A 15,880-nucleotide genomic window follows, 5' to 3' on the forward strand; every position below is an offset into this window, starting at 1 on the left:
TCAATGAGAAAAACATTTTTTTGTATTGACGCCCATACCTGTGGAAACCCGGTAAGAGTTGTTTCTGGTGGCGGCCCAAATTTAAAAGGTGATACCATGAGCGAAAAACGCCAACACTTTTTAAAAGAATACGATTGGATTAGAAAAGGATTAATGTTTGAGCCTCGTGGGCATGATATGATGAGTGGCTCTATTTTATATGAGCCTCATAATCCAGAAAATGATTTTGCCGTCTTGTTTATAGAAACATCAGGGTGTTTGCCTATGTGTGGTCATGGTACCATTGGTACCATTACTATTGCTATTGAAGAAGGTTTAGTGTTGCCAAAAACACCTGGAAAAATAAAAATGGAAACACCAGCCGGATTAGTATTAATTGATTACCAACAAACCGATAAAAAAGTAGATTGGGTAAAATTGACTAATGTAAAAAGCTATTTAGCGGCTGAAGGTTTAACGGTAGATTGTCCTGAATTAGGTGAAATTATATTTGATGTCGCTTATGGCGGTAACTATTACGCTATTGTAGACCCACAAAACAATTTCTCTGGTGTACATAATTTTACAGCAAGTAAAATTGTGCAATATTCTCAGGTGGTTAGAGGTAGAATCAATGAAAAATACCCAGACATGTTTATTCATCCAGAAGATAACACCATACGAGATGTATCTCACATGTTATGGAGTGGAGATCCGATAGATTCAACATCGTCAGGGAGAAATGCTGTGTTTTATGGAGATAAGGCTATAGATCGTTCGCCATGCGGAACAGGTACTTCTGCACGGTTAGCACAATTGTATGCTAAAGGTATGCTAAAGGAAAAAGAAGCGTATATTCATGAGAGTTTTATAGGGAGTAAATTTATAGGTTGTGTAGAAAAAGTAACGACTTTAGATGGAAAAGTAGCTGTGATACCAAGCATTAAAGGTTGGGCTAAAATTTATGGTTATAATACTATTATTATTGATGATGAAGACGATCCTTATGCACATGGCTTTCAAGTTATTTAAAAACTATGAATAAAGAAATAGTAATCATAGGAGGTGGAATTATAGGGTTATGTTCAGCATATTACCTTCATAAAGAAGGTCATAAAGTTACCGTTATTGATAAATCCGATATCACTAAAGGAGCTTCTTTTGTAAATGCAGGTTATATTACCCCAAGTCACCTTATTCCACTTTCATCTCCTGGAATGATTACTAAAGGCTTAAAATGGATGTTTAATTCTTCGAGTCCATTCTATGTGAAACCACGTTTAGACATGGATTTTTTAAAATGGGCTTGGGCATTTAAAAGATCTGCTACAGCTTTTAAAGTTGAAAAAGCCATTCCTGTAATTAAAGATATTAATCTTTTAGGAAGAAAATTATATGAAGATATTAAGACTTCGGATGCGTTTGATTTTCATTATGAACATAAAGGTTTGCTGATGTATTATCAAACTGAAAAGGCTGGAGAAGAAGAATGGATTGTTGGACAAAGAGGAATTTTAGAAGGTTTTGATGTGAAGCATCTGTCTAAAGATGAAGTCAAAGCTTATGAGCCTGATTTAGATTTAAACATAAAAGGCGCCATATATTATGGGTGTGATGCGCATATGACACCACAAGAATTTATGAGAAAAATACATGCATTCTTGAAATCTCAAGGCGTTACATTTTACACTAACGAAAGTGTAGAGGATATTATAATTTCTGGAAATAAGATTACTGAAATTAAAAGCTCTAAGAGAACACTAAAGGCTGATGAATTTATATTGGCTGCTGGCTCTTGGAGTGGATTATTGGCTAAAAAATTAAATCTAAAATTATCTATTCAGGCAGGTAAAGGTTATCGTATCAATGTAGAAAGACCTACAGGAATTACCATGCCAGCAATACTTATAGAACGTAAAGTTGCTGTGACACCTATGCAAGGGTTTACTCGATTTGCAGGCACTATGGAATTAGGAGGTATTAATCATAAAATTAGAACAAATAGAGTAGAAGCAATTGCTAATGCAGCAGAATCGTATTATAAAGATTTAAAAATAAAATCTTCGGAGATTACCAATGCGGCATGTGGGCTAAGACCGTGTTCTCCTGATGGATTGCCTTATATAGGAAAATCAAAAGCGTATAAAAATTTAACGATAGCTTCAGGTCATGCCATGATGGGTTGGAGTCTTGGGCCAGCAACAGGGAAATTGGTTTCGGAAATTATTTCAGAAAAACAAACATCTTTAGACATAAAACCCTTTCATCCTGACAGAAAGTTTAATTAGTGTTATTATTGCGTATTACATAGAATAGCTAAAAATGATAACAGAAAAAGAATTAAAACAGCGCAGTCGTAATCAATGCGAATTATGCAGTTCAGCTGAAGACTTATTAATTTATATAGTGCCAAAAGCAAACGAGCTAATGTTGTATGCTTGCGCAAATTGTATAGAACAGATGAATGATGAAGATAAAATTGATGTAAATCATTGGCGTTGTCTTAACGATAGTATGTGGAGTGAATATGATGCTGTAAAGATTATGGCTTGGAGAATGCTTAATAGAATTGATGCAGATTGGCCACAAGATTTAATAGGTATGATGTATCTAGAAAATGAAATTTTAGAATTAGCAAAAGCTGCAGGAGATGGAGAAGCAGATGAAAATGAAATTGTACATAAAGATGTAAATGGTGTTGTTTTAAATCATGGAGATTCTGTGGTTTTAATCAAAGATTTAAAAATTAAGGGTTCAAGCATGGTAGCTAAACAAGGTACTGCTGTAAGAAATATTAGATTAGACAGAGATAATGCAGAGTATATTGAAGGTAAAGTTGGTCCAACATTAACTGTAATTATTACTAAATATGTAAAGAAGATTTAGGACTTCTAATTCAGATGTAATTGTCTATGTCTTACGACCTAATTAATGTGCAATTATAGTTAACATGAGTGAATAACAATTGCTAATGATCTTAAACACAAATTTGTTTTATTTTTTTGTAGGTGTAATTGTAAATAATTCAATCCCTTTCTTATCAATTAATAATCTTAAAATGCCATCGTCATTTCTGTAAGGCAAGTGTATTTTTTTATCAGGATTACTTAGGGCAATAAATTTACTGTCTATTTTATATTCAAAAATTGAATCTCCAAAGTACTCCATTCCAAATGCTGAATCAATTCTTACTATACCATCTATTGGTGAAAAATCAAATTTATAATCACTACCTTCTAAAATTACTATTAATTCTTTTTGATCTATAGCATCTTTTGAAGACTCTGGAGTCATTCGAAAATCAACTATAGAATACTTTCCGTTTAATGTAATCTGTTTCTCATTTTTTGTTTTAGCACAAGATATAGTTAGAATAGAAAATATGATTAAAATGATTTTTTTCATAAAACTCGATTTAATATCAAAGATGATTATTTAATAATAACTAAAATTATAATTTTTATTGATTAACACCAAACACCAAACACCAAACACCAAACACCAAACATGTCACACTGAGCTTGTCGAAGTGCCAAACACCAAACACCTAATATGTCACACTGAGCTTGTCGAAGTGCCTAACACCTAACAAGACATATCTGCTATAATCTTCCACTCTCCATCGATCTTCTTAAAAATGATAATGAACACACCATCAGCATCTCCAACTTCCCGTTTTAGATGATATTCGCCCATAACCCAATAGTTGTTGCCTTCAATTTTAGAAATATCGTTGAGCACAAAATTTAGCGTGCCTGTATCGGCTTTAGTTGGGTAATTTCTTTTGTAATTATCTAGTGTATTTTGCCAACCTTTGGTTAAGCCATTAGCACCATAAAATTTAAGCTCGTCACTTTTCCAGTAACCATCCATAAACGCTTCAAGATCTCCATTGTTCCATGCGGTTTCTTGAACTTCTAATACTTTAAGAATATTAGCCTTGTCATTTTCGTAAGACGAAGAGGAATGCGAATCGGTGTCAATATCTGCTTTGATGCTAATGCATCCAAAAGATAGTATAGTTGCTATAACTAAAACATAAACTTTTTTCATGAGACTAAATTTAAAATTTAGTCTAAAAATACTAATTAAAGTGCACTTTTCTGATTCTTAAAAAAGGCGTCTGCTTGTAATTGCATTAGCTCTTTTGCTTTTTTACGCTTATAATTCATAACTTCTTCTTCATCAGCAATTTCATTATATACTTTATTGTTAATGGCGTTATCTGTTTTTAAAAGGAGTTGACGTTCATTAACTTTTTGAGTAGTCCACGTTTTAATTGTTGTTTCTTGGTCTTGTAAGCGATAATCAAATTCACCTTTTGGGGATAAAAGTTTAGCAAAGATAGGAGACGTTTCAATGGCTAAAAACAAAAGAAAAATAAAGAAAGACGGCAGCCAAGGTAGTTCGCCCAATGCATTAACACGTGCCATTAAACCATCAAAATTGTCAATAATAGGTTGTGAATCGGCAACATTGGTTTTTTGAGTAGTTTGAAGATTTACAATCTCAGTTTCTATAGCTTCAATTTTAGTGTTATTATCAGCTTTAAGCTGTTGTAGTTCGGCTAAAGCCGCATCGTGTTTTTCTCGCTTTTCTTTATATACAGGACCTTTTCCTAAAAGTTTAGTGCCGGCTGTACCTTCAGCTTCTGAAATGTATGTGTCATATAAAGTATTGACTTCAGTCTCTTTGGTAGCTATTTCAGTTTGTAGTGTCGTAATATTATTTTGTAATTCTTCAATTTTAGGTGTGTATTGTTCTGCAATCTGATTTTGATTGGCTAAGGTTAAATCATTTTTTTGTTCTAATAAAACCTGATTGATTTCTTTTTCAAAAATCTTTAATTCTAAAGGCTTAGAAATAACTATAGCAATAATTATAGCGAGGAAAATACGAGGAGTAGCTTGTAGAATCTCATCCATGACACTATCGCGTTTTTTTATAGTAGATACAATATAACGATCGAGATTAAATATGAGTAAACCCCATATTAAGCCAAAGAAAATAGCAGAATACAAATTGTCAAAAACGGTGTATAACGCATAGCTTGAAGCTATAGTAGCCATAACAGCAGTAAAGAAAACAGTAGCGCCAATACCAGCAAATTTATTTTGCTCACCTACAGAACATTTTTTAAGTATATCGGTGTCAGCGCCAGAGCAAATAATGAAGAATTGCTTTAACATAATGATTGTTTTTTGATTGACCCTTAGACAATACACTTCTATAAACTTAGTGTAACGCTTAGGATTGGTTGACTATTAGAACGCTAAAAGTTGTTATTTGTTACAAAATTTCAAAAATACCTTACTGTATTTTATAAAGGTATCAGTTATAAACTAGGAAATTTTCAATTTCATAAAAGGCATTAGAGCGTTTTAAAATGTTACCTTCATGGTCGACTAATAGGTATGTCGGAAATACTGAGATTAGCATGTTTTCAGACAAACGATTATCATAATCGTTAGTTTCTCTGTAATTTTTCCAAGGATAATCAGCGTTTTTTAAATAATTACTCCATAAATATTGATCAGAATCTGTTGAAATACCAACAAGTTCAACATTATGTTTTTTTAGGAGATCTAATTTTTCTTTCTTAATCAGTTTATGATCTTTAATACATGGCGGACAGTTTACAAACCAAAAATCTATGAGATGCTTTTTATTGGAATCTAATGTAATGTTTGACAGCTCATTTTTAATGTTTAAAAATTGAAACTGTGATATATCAATTTTATTTACAGTTAAGATGTTTTCAAACTTATCAAAATAATTAAATAGGTGGGTTTTTATGGCATCGCTTTGTGTTTTAGTAACATCATATATTGTTTGTATTTTTTCTCTGTTTCCTTGATTTCTGAAGAAATAGTTTTGAGACATTTCTATAGATAAAGGACTGTTAATGTTCTTCTTTAATTCGCTTAAAAGAAAATTGTCAATGGTAGTACTATCCGTTTTATTTTTATAGAGCTCACTTAATTTAGCTCTAAATTCTTGTGCTTTATAATGTAAGTCAGTTCCGATTATAGTATCTAATTTAAAGCCATCATTAAAAGTGCCTTTAACGATGATGTTTTTACCTTTTAACCATAATTGCCCATCAAGTCCGGCATGTTGTTTGCCTTTTGAGTAAAACCAGATGTTATAGAGGTCATTAATACTATCGTTAAACTTAATATGAAGCGTATCGGAATACGGTAAAAATTGAAACTCTCGATCTTGTGTAATATTAGAGACAAAGACACTATCTATGACTTGATCGGTTTTAATATAAATATTTAAATCCCCTAATTTAGAAGATTCGCTTTCTTTTTGTTGGCAAGAGAATAAACATATAAAAGCCATAACCATTACGATACGGCTTTTTCTAAAATGAATAGTTGACATATAATGGTGTTGTTAATTGTTGCTAACGTCTTCGATAATTTCTACAATAGATTCTTCTTTTTCTATTATGTATTCAATCACTTCGATAATTTCAACTTCAGAGCCTTTAATTTCTAAAAGAGGATTGCTTTCTATAGTTTCGACGATTTCTACAATTTCTCTAACGTTAATATTATTTTTATATTGATCTTCTTGTTCAACAATAGTTTCAAGTTCTTCTATAATTAAATTTTCTTCTATTGTGACTTCGGTAGTTTCTGAGCAAGTATAGAATGCCATACTTGCTAGTGTTAATGTAATGATTTTTCTTTTCATAGTTTTGATTTTGATGAATATTAGATTTAAAATAAGATTACATTATTAGTTAACATGAGTTCGATGTAAGGATTCAGTAATTGGCTGTTTATAACAATAAAAATGGAGTGTTACCTTGAGTGCAGTCGAAAGGTTTTTAAAATTCCACTTTTCAAATAGGTTTCGACTGCGCTCAACCAGATCTTTTTTTAAATTAATTGATAGTCAATCCTAAAATTAAATAGTTATATCAAACTCACATTATTTATAATGAATTAGTCGCAGCGTATTCATTTATAATTTCAAGATGTGTTTTCATTATTAGTTTTTCTTTAGAATCCAGGTTGATCACTTTTTCGAAAGTATTAGTCGTAGCATAGTCATTTAAAGCTTTAAGACTTTTAGCAATTTGCTCTTTTGAGACCTTAGATTTCTCTGCAGGAACGTAATCATATATATTTTTAAGACGTTTAAGACGTTCTTTCATAGCAACTTCTCTTAATATATCTTTTATAGACTTCCCTTTTATTTCGCTATTTTTTGTATTAATGCCTTTTGTATAATTAATAGATGCTTGTTGATTGATAGGATTAGGTCCACCTTTTCCTTTTTTTGATGAGTTTACTTTTTTAATTTCTACAGCATCAGACTTTTTAGTGTTTATTAATAAAGGGCCAGCCATCTGTTTTTCTAATTTAGAATGATCGAACACATAGTAATATGTGCCAGCTTTAATTTTGTTAGTCCCTTTTACAGCAAAAGATTCATCTACGGTACCATCCCAATTATTATTATAATTCTCCTTAGAGTAAATAAGTGCTCCCCATTTATTATATACCCTAAATTTATTTTTAGAGAATTCATCTATACATTTAATTTTAAATGTATTATTATTTTGTATTAAAAAAGAAGTTGGGATTTGTAGGCAATTCTTAGATTTTTCTGCCTCAGATAACTTCCAGGCATAAACAACATTACCTGGTTGAGTATGTGTTTTAAAAAGCTGTGAGTAGACTTTTTGCAAAGCTTCACGGCTCATTTTAGAAATACGTTTATCATAAAAATATAATGTATTTTTATCACCCTGTTTAAAGTTTACATTGGCTTCTTGATTATTTTTAAGATAGTTTTCTATCGAGGTAATATCACTAACTTTATTGTTAAGCATATAAATTAATGGTTGAGTCTGATTTTTACTTGCTCTTAGTATTAACTGTCTAATTTTATAATCTACAGAACCTTCCTTGATTAGTTTCTCTGGTTTTTTATCTATAAAAACGATTTCTATAGGGTCGGCATTTGGACCTCCTTTAGAAGTTTTATTACCAGAAGCTTTTTTAATTTTTGTGATATCTACTGCTTTGCCAAATTTGTTGTAATATGTTTTTTTGCCATTTTCTTTAGTGTAATAATATTGTTCGCCGTTGACCTCTATATAGCCTGCTAAGTCTGAAGGAATCTCATAAATTTCAATTTCTTTATCAGAGCCTTCTATCTTACCTTTATTGATGCTTTTTGGATTGGCTTTTACATATATTTGATGTGTTTTTATTATCTCTTTTTCATACTTCTTCACAAACTTTTTTGCAGCTTCAGTTGATGGAAAAAGTGTATTTGTGCTAACAACTTTACCATATTTATTGTAAAATTTAATTTCACCATTCTCCTTGTAATAATAATGGTCTTTACCCTTAATTTCTATAGGACCATGTTCTATTCCATCTTGCAATTTAACTTCTTCAATTTCAGGAGTCTCATTTGCCTTCTTTTTTGTTTTTTTGTTTTCCTTTACTTCAATGACTTTGGGTCTAGCAGGCGGTTGCGGTGGCGGAATATTTGGAAATGGCTCAGCATTTTTCTTTTGCTCAGCAGTCATTATGCTGTATATATGGTTATATTTTTTTAAATCTTTAGATTTAATCATTGTGTTTAATTTCTTAGGGCTATCCTCTGGTGCTTTTAAACCCTCGTTAACTTTTTTAGCCCAGGTATTATATTCTGCAATTTGTTTGGCGGTAGCTTTTTCTTGAGTAATTGTAATTAAAGCAGGGCTAATTTTTTCATTACCTTTTACTTTAATATTTAATAATTGTATGCTCTTTGCTTCAGGATGATCATTTAAATAAGATTTTATATTGTTATTTAAAGTATTTCCTATTATTGTCTGTGTTGGATGTCCTGGTGTTTTTGCAGAAAATGAAGTTACAGGGTTACCACTTTTAGATGTTAATTCTAATTGTTTAACAACCTCTATAGGTAAAGTGCATTGTTGGCATGGTGTACCATTTATTAGTATGGATGGGATTAAATCTTTACCAGGATAGTCTTCAACAAAAACTTTAGCATCTCGTAAGGCAATACCTTTTAAATTACTCCCTATCGCTTTCCATATTTGATTTACAAATGTTTCGCTGACTAAATCTTTAGTTTCTAAATTTAAGCCAGACGCTTTAGAGTTGGTTAGGGCATTAAAATCATCTTTAATGGTTTTTAATGAAGTCGGTTTATTATTTAAAAACAAATTATCGAATTCGTCTATATATAATGTTGGGGTGTTTAGACTAGTATCTAAAATTTCATCATATACAGATTTGATAATGTCTTTATCTATTACAGTAGGAGCTGATAGCTCATACCTAGAGATAAGTTCTGGTGTAAATCTATCATAAAGATTTTTTAGATAATCGTAAGTAGTTACAAATTTATGTAAGCTAGCAGAATCATTTTTATTTTTAAATGTACTTCTTTCTTCTTCATAATGAGTATATATGTTTTGATAATGAGAAATATTATCTTCTATATTAGATAAGAAAGCTTCTTCCCGTACTAAATGACAAACATAACTTTGTTGCATTTTAGCAAGTTCTGATATTGGTGTTAATGAGTAAGTTGTAAAATCAGATGCACTATAATTGTTTAACTCATTTTTATTAATGACCCGATCATTTATTTTAAGAACATATATAGCTTCATTTTTAAAGTCATTCAGAGTTTTTGGTGTTAGTTTTTTTCTTTCAAATGGTATAGGAGCCACATACAGTTTTTCTTTTTTTAGTTGCTCGGTTAAATCATAAAACTTTTTAATAACAGAGTTTCCATTTTCATCTGTAACATTAAAATTATTTTTTACATAATAGTTAATTTCTGCAATTTTGTTTAAATCAACTGAATCTGACAATACTGTATTTGGTCCACTAACTTCTTCTACAATTAACTCTGGTTCTTTTTCTATCTCTATAATTTCTCTAGAGCTAAAACTGTAAAATAAAACAGCTAATAATGGCAATACAAGCAAGCTTGTAATCCAAGTTTTTGTTTTTGATGTTGTTGTTTTCATAACTGTAAATCGTTTTTTGATGGATGAATAATTTATGGCATTAGCTAACTGATAATTCTCATTTTGTGATGAAAATGTTAGTAATATATTTTGATAATTAGTGGCTTCAATACCTTTATTTAATACGGCTTGGTCTGCTAAAAACTCGTGATTCAATTTTATATTCTTCTTATATAAATAAGCCAAAGGATGAAACCAAAAAATCACTTGAAATAACTCAATAAAAAGCACATCGATGCTGTGTTTTTGTTTGGCATGAGTTTCTTCATGGAGTATTACCGCTTTTGGCAATGACTTGTTTTCAAAAGTCGATTTATTAAAAAAGATATAGTTGAAAAACGTGTGCGGATTTATGGCTTTTTTTAGTAGAACATAGGTAAAAGACCACTGTTTAATTTTTTCATTTTGCCTAATAGTAAAGAACAAAGTTCCTAAGTTTTTTAGAAAACGTAATCCAAAAATAACCACTCCAATTATATAAATCGTCCACAATATTCTATCTAAAGTAAAAAACGGAGTTTCCTCTATAATAGTTTCTTGTATTAGCGGAAGTGTATATGATGAAAACTCAAAACTATCGTCTATTGGGGCAACATATACATATTCTGTAAGACGCAATAAAGGAATAATTATAGCTGCTAATATTGAGGTAATTAAATAAAACCGCTTAAATGTATGCATCTGTTCACGTTCTAAAACAAAAACGTAGATAAGCCAGAAGATGATTAATATGGCCGTTAGTTTTAAGATGTATAAACCCATAATTTTATGTTTCGTTTATATGTTTTTGAAAAGTTTTAATAGAGCTATAGATAATTTACTTCTTCTTTATTTCTTTATCTATTAAGGCTTTTAAATCCTCTAATTCAGATTTAGATAAATCTGTTTTTGTGGTAAAGAATGATGCAAATTGCGATGCGCTATCGTTAAAAAAAGTTTTAATCAACCCATTAACATGTTTAGAAAAATAATCTTCCTTTTTAACTAAAGGAAAATACTCACGAGACTTTCCATAAGTTACATACGCTACAAAACCTTTATCTATCATTCGTTTTAATAGTGTTGCTGTAGTGGTTGTTGCTGGCTTAGGTTCAGGGTAAGCGTCGAGTAAATCTTTCATAAAAGCTTTTTCTAGCTTCCATAAATACTGCATCAATTGTTCTTCGGTTTTAGATAGTTGCATCTCTACGTTTTTAGAATTAACTCTACAAATGTAGAACAATAATTATAATTCTACAAATGTAGAAGTGTTAAATTTAGGATAATGAAACTAGGAGGCTCATAAGAATATGCTTTTACGTACTTTTTCGTTTTAAGATAAGTTGTTAAATAGTTGCTCAGAGAATCACCCAATTATATATTTAAATCAGAAATACGAAAATGATTTTACTTATAAAATGCAAATACTTGTTCTATGCACTTTTGTTTTATAGTTGTTTTAGCTTTAGCCAAATAACTATAAAAGGTATAGTAAAAGATAAAGAAACAAAACAGCCTTTAGCTTATGCTAATATTGGATTGAAATTGTCTAAAGAAGGGGCCATATCAAATGAAAAGGGAGAGTTTTTAATTGAAACCAAATCACAAATTAAAAACGATACATTAATCATATCCTATTTGGGTTATAAATCAATACAACTACCTATTACATCACAAATTGAATTTAAAGAATTTTTAATGACTCCTGCTAATCTGGAGTTAGATGCTGTAGTTCTAGATAATTATATATACAAGAAGAAAGTAAAATTAGGTTTAGATGTTGTACATAATAAGTTAGAATATAATTTTAATAATTACCAAAAAGGGAATGAAATAGGGAGGCGAATTGAAGTTGAAACACCCATTCTAATTGAAAAAATTGACCTTTTTATAAAAGAAAACACATTTACATCTATAAAAGTTAGATTAAATTTTTATGAGTTGAATAAGTATAGACAACCTACTGAACGAATAGAGTTAGACCAGCCAATCATTGTAGATATTAATAAAAAAGGCAAGTTTACCATTGATGTTTCGGATTATAATCTAAAAATAGATCACCATTTTTTGATCACTTTTGAAGCTATTGATAAAGTCGGCGAAGGCCAATTTACACTTCAAGGAGAGTATTCTTTCAGCAAAACAAAGAATCAGATGCTTAAAGAAATGGTTGAGCAAGGTATTGATATAAAGGATGAAAAATATATATCTACGCCTTTTAATTCTGGGTGTTATATACGGCAACATAATCAAGATAATTGGGTAGTAAATGAGCCGCATACTGTTGCTATAAAAGTTCATGCCAGAGAAGCTGAATTTTAAATTGAGAGTAAATTAAGCTTCATTAGAAGCTATAAATTTCAACTTAATTTCTTTGTTTGTAGATTTAACTAATTCTTTATTATTTTTGAGTCTTTAAAATCATTATACCTCATGAAGAAGAGATTTATCTACCTTTTAGTTCTTGTTGTTTTAGTTTCCTGTAGTAAAAAACTATTTAGCGAGAAATGGACAAAACAAGAAGCACCAGAAGAATTTAAAGCACGTTTTGAAACGACTCAAGGTAACTTTGATATTATCTCAAAACGAGAGTGGTCTCCAGAAGGTGTGGACCGATTATATACTTTAATTAAAAAAGGGTTTTATGATGACATTGCTGTGTTTAGAGTTGTGCCAAATTTTGTAGCACAATTTGGAATTCATGATAATGATGAAGTCAATAAAAGTTGGGATAGTTATAAGTTAAATGATGAACCTGTAGTTTTAAAAAACGATTCTCTAACTATATCTTTTGCAAGAGGAGGAAGACGAACTCGGGGTACACAAATATTTATTAACCTTAAAGATAATAACCGCTTAGATGACATATCCTCGGGAGGAGTTGTTGGGTTTCCTGCTATTGCCAAAATTACTTCTGGCATGGACAATGTTTTAAAGTTTTATGGTGAATATGGAGATAAATTAGGTAGACGACAAGACTCAATTCACAGGTATGGAAATGCGTTTATAAGAAAAAATTATCCTGAAATAGATTTTATTAAAAAAGCATATATCATTAAATAATGTGAATTTGGCTTAAAAATTCAATATTTAGCCACAAGATTTAAATAAAAAACAGGATTTGTCACCTTGAGCGCAGTCGAAAGGTCATTAAAGCTTTCTTATTTTAAACAGAACCTGATAGAGAGATTAATTTTTATCTATTATATGGGCGTTCATTAATCCAACGAAATTTCCGAGAGATAAGCGTTATACTATCTAATTCTTTTTTAGATAACACTACAGTGATACTATCATTTTCTAGAGTTCCGCTTAACTTAAGGTAGTTGGGTTTTATATAGCTGAATTCTAGATTAAGACTATCTTTAGAAACGCTATCGTCATACATCGTAATTTTATTTGCTATGGTATCTGTAACAAAAATATAACCAGATAAATCATCATTCATAGACTTAATTACGGCGCCTCCTTTATTTTCTATTAAGAGATATCTCCAGCGTTCGGCTTCTGTAATTATAGGAGGAAGCGTATCATTGTTTTTTATAAAAGTTTCGGTTTCCCATATGCCATAAAGATGCGGGCGATGGTTTTTATCACTAATGTTTAATTCGCCTAAACATCCTAAAATACAGCTAGCAACTAAAATAATAGGAACTAGTATTTTTTTAACATTGCCTATAATTCTATGATAATCTTTAGAGGTATTAGGATGGTAAAAATTAGAGTGTTCAACAGCTTTATTTTTTATAAAAACATTAGTAAAGCGACTAATGTCCGTCATAAAAATAATTAAGGCCATAAAGATAAGGTGAATTGAAAACAGTTTAACAGGAATGTCAAACATTAAATTCATCATAGCCACTTGTGTCATCACTCCCATAACAATAAAAGCTCCAAGCGTAGAGGTACGTCTAGAGACAAGAAGTACTCCGCCTAAAATTTCCATAACACCAGCAAACATACCAAAACCTTTAGAGTAACCCATGTAAGTCCATGCGAGGCCCATTGGTGAAAATTCACCTAAAGGTTGTAATAGTCTTACAAAAGATGGAGGCCCAAATTGAATCTGAAATACTTTTACAACTCCATAGAGTAACATTGCTGCAAATATGAATACTCTTAAGATAACGATTAGCCAATAAAACGCTTTGTTATAATCTTTTATATGGCGCTGAAAAAAAGACCAGATTATAGTTAATAATATAGCAAGAGCGAAATTGACAAAGAGTGTAATATAGGCATAAGTGTTATCGCCACTTCCGTAGCCACTAACATCAAAGTTGTAGTTAAAACCAAGAATAGCCTTACCTATCCAACGAAAAGGAGTTTCAAGTAGCCCGCTCGTAAACATTAAAACGATATACAGAACGACATAAGAAAAAATAAACCGAAATATGAGTTTGCTTTTCTCAGTCCATTGTTCTTTATAAGTTTGATGTAATAACATTTATTTACTGTTTTAAATCTGTAAAATATTTATAAAAATAAGGAATAGTTTCAATGCCTTTAAGATAATTCCAAATGCCAAAATGTTCGTTAGGAGAGTGAATAGCATCACTATCTAAACCAAAGCCCATTAAAATAGTTTTGCTCCCTAATTCTTCTTCAAATAAAGATACAATAGGAATACTACCTCCGCTACGTTGAGGTATTGGGGTTTGTCCAAAAGTAGTCTCATAAGCATTAGAAGCTGCCTGATAAGCAACAGTATTTATAGGTGTTACATAACCTTGCCCACCATGATGAGGTGTAACGTTTACTGTCACTCCTTTTGGAGCAATAGTTTCAAAATGAGTTTTAAACAACTGAGTAATCTCCTTCCAATCTTGATTTGGTACTAAACGCATAGAGATTTTTGCATATGCTTTACTTGCAATTACTGTTTTAGCTCCTTCGCCAGTATAGCCTCCCCAAATACCGTTAACGTCAAGAGTTGGTCTTATAGAATTACGCTCATTAGTACTATATCCTTTTTCGCCATATACAGCCTCTATATTTAAAGCTTCTTTATAAGCGTCTAATGAAAATGGTGCTTTTGCCATTTGCGCACGTTCTGCACTAGAAAGTTCTTCTACTTTACCGTAAAACCCTGGTATGGTAATATGATTATTTTCATCATGGAGTGAAGCAATCATCTTAGTAAGTATATTAATAGGGTTGGCAACAGCACCTCCATATAAACCAGAATGGAGATCACGGTTTGGTCCTGTAACTTCTACTTCAACATAACTTAATCCTCTTAATCCTGTTGTAATGGATGGTACGTCATTAGCAATCATACCGGTATCAGAAATAAGTATAATATCGTTACTTAATTTCGTTTTGTTTTCTGCTACATATTTTGCAAGATTAACACTTCCAACTTCTTCTTCGCCTTCAATCATAAACTTTACATTACATGGTAACTCATTTTGCGAGACCATAAATTCTAAAGCTTTAACATGCATGTACATTTGACCTTTATCATCGCAAGCACCTCTTGCAAAAATTGCGCCATCAGGATGCAGTTCAGTAGATTTTATGATAGGCTCAAATGGTGGTGAATCCCATAGTTCAATAGGATCAGCAGGTTGAACATCGTAATGTCCATAAACCAAAACCGTAGGAAGATTGGTGTCTATAATCTTTTCGCCATAAACAATAGGATGTCCATCTGTTGGAGTAATCTCAACGAGATCACAACCTGCTTCTTCGAGTCTAGATTTTATAGCTTCAGCAGTTTTAAGTACATCATTTGCATAAGCGGAATCTGCACTTACTGAAGGAATTTTTAATAGATCAATCAGCTCGTTAATAAAACGTGTTTTATTTGCTTGAATATAGGCTTCAATAGATTTCATAATATGGTTTCTGTTTGAAACAAAAATAATAAAAACAAGCGGTATTATTTCTTAATTAAAA

At 31.1% G+C, this 15,880-nt stretch carries 14 protein-coding genes; 5 read left to right on the forward strand and 9 right to left on the reverse strand.

The features are described from left to right. The first annotated feature begins 3 nt into the window (after positions 1-3). The 3 genes from K8Z87_RS00675 to K8Z87_RS00685 are packed head-to-tail and all read left to right on the forward strand — an operon-like array spanning position 4 to position 2,865. Positions 4-1,011 (forward strand): 4-hydroxyproline epimerase, encoded by a 1,008-nt coding sequence (locus tag K8Z87_RS00675; protein ID WP_227475505.1) that lies wholly within the window; start codon positions 4-6, stop codon positions 1,009-1,011. 5 nt (positions 1,012-1,016) lie between these two features. Beyond that, positions 1,017-2,267: an NAD(P)/FAD-dependent oxidoreductase gene (locus tag K8Z87_RS00680; RefSeq protein ID WP_227475506.1), complete on the forward strand. Its 1,251-nt coding sequence runs from the start codon at positions 1,017-1,019 to the stop codon at positions 2,265-2,267. Between the two features lie 34 nt (positions 2,268-2,301). Further along, positions 2,302-2,865: a PhnA domain-containing protein gene (locus tag K8Z87_RS00685; RefSeq protein ID WP_227475507.1), complete on the forward strand. Its 564-nt coding sequence runs from the start codon at positions 2,302-2,304 to the stop codon at positions 2,863-2,865. A gap of 108 nt (positions 2,866-2,973) precedes the next feature. Here K8Z87_RS00685 and K8Z87_RS00690 read toward each other — a convergent pair whose 3' ends face one another. The 7 genes from K8Z87_RS00690 to K8Z87_RS00720 form a co-directional block, all read right to left on the reverse strand. Continuing rightward, positions 2,974-3,384: a hypothetical protein gene (locus tag K8Z87_RS00690; protein ID WP_227475508.1), complete on the reverse strand. Its 411-nt coding sequence runs from the start codon at positions 3,382-3,384 to the stop codon at positions 2,974-2,976. Positions 3,385-3,564: 180 nt separating this feature from the next. Then, the gene (locus tag K8Z87_RS00695) at positions 3,565-4,032 is read right to left on the reverse strand and encodes a YybH family protein (protein WP_227475509.1); all 468 of its coding nucleotides are present in this window, start codon (positions 4,030-4,032) and stop codon (positions 3,565-3,567) included. Between the two features lie 35 nt (positions 4,033-4,067). Continuing rightward, positions 4,068-5,168: a DUF4407 domain-containing protein gene (locus K8Z87_RS00700; RefSeq protein WP_227475510.1), complete on the reverse strand. Its 1,101-nt coding sequence runs from the start codon at positions 5,166-5,168 to the stop codon at positions 4,068-4,070. 142 nt (positions 5,169-5,310) lie between these two features. Next, positions 5,311-6,369, reverse strand: coding sequence for a TlpA family protein disulfide reductase (locus K8Z87_RS00705; protein ID WP_227475511.1), 1,059 nt, complete (start codon positions 6,367-6,369; stop codon positions 5,311-5,313). Positions 6,370-6,381: 12 nt separating this feature from the next. Next, positions 6,382-6,684 carry a hypothetical protein gene (locus K8Z87_RS00710; protein ID WP_227475512.1) on the reverse strand — a complete coding sequence of 101 codons (303 nt, stop codon included), beginning with the start codon at positions 6,682-6,684 and terminating at the stop codon, positions 6,382-6,384. 244 nt (positions 6,685-6,928) lie between these two features. After that, positions 6,929-10,762: a T9SS type B sorting domain-containing protein gene (locus K8Z87_RS00715; RefSeq protein ID WP_227475513.1), complete on the reverse strand. Its 3,834-nt coding sequence runs from the start codon at positions 10,760-10,762 to the stop codon at positions 6,929-6,931. A gap of 55 nt (positions 10,763-10,817) precedes the next feature. Next, the gene (locus K8Z87_RS00720; protein ID WP_227475514.1) at positions 10,818-11,183 is read right to left on the reverse strand and encodes a BlaI/MecI/CopY family transcriptional regulator; all 366 of its coding nucleotides are present in this window, start codon (positions 11,181-11,183) and stop codon (positions 10,818-10,820) included. 197 nt (positions 11,184-11,380) lie between these two features. Between K8Z87_RS00720 and K8Z87_RS00725 the strand changes: the two genes are divergently transcribed. Together K8Z87_RS00725 and K8Z87_RS00730 are read left to right on the forward strand one after the other, a co-directional pair. After that, positions 11,381-12,301 carry a carboxypeptidase-like regulatory domain-containing protein gene (locus K8Z87_RS00725; RefSeq protein ID WP_227475515.1) on the forward strand — a complete coding sequence of 307 codons (921 nt, stop codon included), beginning with the start codon at positions 11,381-11,383 and terminating at the stop codon, positions 12,299-12,301. A gap of 111 nt (positions 12,302-12,412) precedes the next feature. Beyond that, positions 12,413-13,042, forward strand: a complete 630-nt coding sequence (locus K8Z87_RS00730; RefSeq protein ID WP_227475516.1) for a peptidylprolyl isomerase — start codon at positions 12,413-12,415, stop codon at positions 13,040-13,042. Positions 13,043-13,175: 133 nt separating this feature from the next. Here K8Z87_RS00730 and K8Z87_RS00735 read toward each other — a convergent pair whose 3' ends face one another. Together K8Z87_RS00735 and K8Z87_RS00740 are read right to left on the reverse strand one after the other, a co-directional pair. Further along, a complete protein-coding gene (locus K8Z87_RS00735) occupies positions 13,176-14,426 on the reverse strand; it encodes a DoxX family protein (protein WP_227475517.1) in 1,251 nt (416 codons plus the stop codon). Positions 14,427-14,430: 4 nt separating this feature from the next. Continuing rightward, positions 14,431-15,819 (reverse strand): dipeptidase, encoded by a 1,389-nt coding sequence (locus K8Z87_RS00740; protein WP_227475518.1) that lies wholly within the window; start codon positions 15,817-15,819, stop codon positions 14,431-14,433. Positions 15,820-15,880 lie beyond the last annotated feature (61 nt).

The organism is Winogradskyella immobilis (genome assembly GCF_021887715.1).
Lineage (GTDB): Bacteria > Bacteroidota > Bacteroidia > Flavobacteriales > Flavobacteriaceae > Winogradskyella > Winogradskyella immobilis.

Excerpts from the sequence above, each read along its gene's own strand:
- K8Z87_RS00705 (WP_227475511.1), bottom strand. The coding sequence starts at position 6,369 with ATGTCAACTATTCATTTTAGAAAAAGCCGTATCGTAATGGTTATGGCT.
- K8Z87_RS00695 (WP_227475509.1), bottom strand. The coding sequence starts at position 4,032 with ATGAAAAAAGTTTATGTTTTAGTTATAGCAACTATACTATCTTTTGGA.
- K8Z87_RS00675 (WP_227475505.1), top strand. The coding sequence starts at position 4 with ATGAGAAAAACATTTTTTTGTATTGACGCCCATACCTGTGGAAACCCG.
- K8Z87_RS00680 (WP_227475506.1), top strand. The coding sequence starts at position 1,017 with ATGAATAAAGAAATAGTAATCATAGGAGGTGGAATTATAGGGTTATGT.
- K8Z87_RS00690 (WP_227475508.1), bottom strand. The coding sequence starts at position 3,384 with ATGAAAAAAATCATTTTAATCATATTTTCTATTCTAACTATATCTTGT.
- K8Z87_RS00725 (WP_227475515.1), top strand. The coding sequence starts at position 11,381 with ATGATTTTACTTATAAAATGCAAATACTTGTTCTATGCACTTTTGTTT.
- K8Z87_RS00720 (WP_227475514.1), bottom strand. The coding sequence starts at position 11,183 with ATGCAACTATCTAAAACCGAAGAACAATTGATGCAGTATTTATGGAAG.
- K8Z87_RS00700 (WP_227475510.1), bottom strand. The coding sequence starts at position 5,168 with ATGTTAAAGCAATTCTTCATTATTTGCTCTGGCGCTGACACCGATATA.
- K8Z87_RS00715 (WP_227475513.1), bottom strand. The coding sequence starts at position 10,762 with ATGGGTTTATACATCTTAAAACTAACGGCCATATTAATCATCTTCTGG.
- K8Z87_RS00710 (WP_227475512.1), bottom strand. The coding sequence starts at position 6,684 with ATGAAAAGAAAAATCATTACATTAACACTAGCAAGTATGGCATTCTAT.
- K8Z87_RS00740 (WP_227475518.1), bottom strand. The coding sequence starts at position 15,819 with ATGAAATCTATTGAAGCCTATATTCAAGCAAATAAAACACGTTTTATT.
- K8Z87_RS00730 (WP_227475516.1), top strand. The coding sequence starts at position 12,413 with ATGAAGAAGAGATTTATCTACCTTTTAGTTCTTGTTGTTTTAGTTTCC.
- K8Z87_RS00685 (WP_227475507.1), top strand. The coding sequence starts at position 2,302 with ATGATAACAGAAAAAGAATTAAAACAGCGCAGTCGTAATCAATGCGAA.
- K8Z87_RS00735 (WP_227475517.1), bottom strand. The coding sequence starts at position 14,426 with ATGTTATTACATCAAACTTATAAAGAACAATGGACTGAGAAAAGCAAA.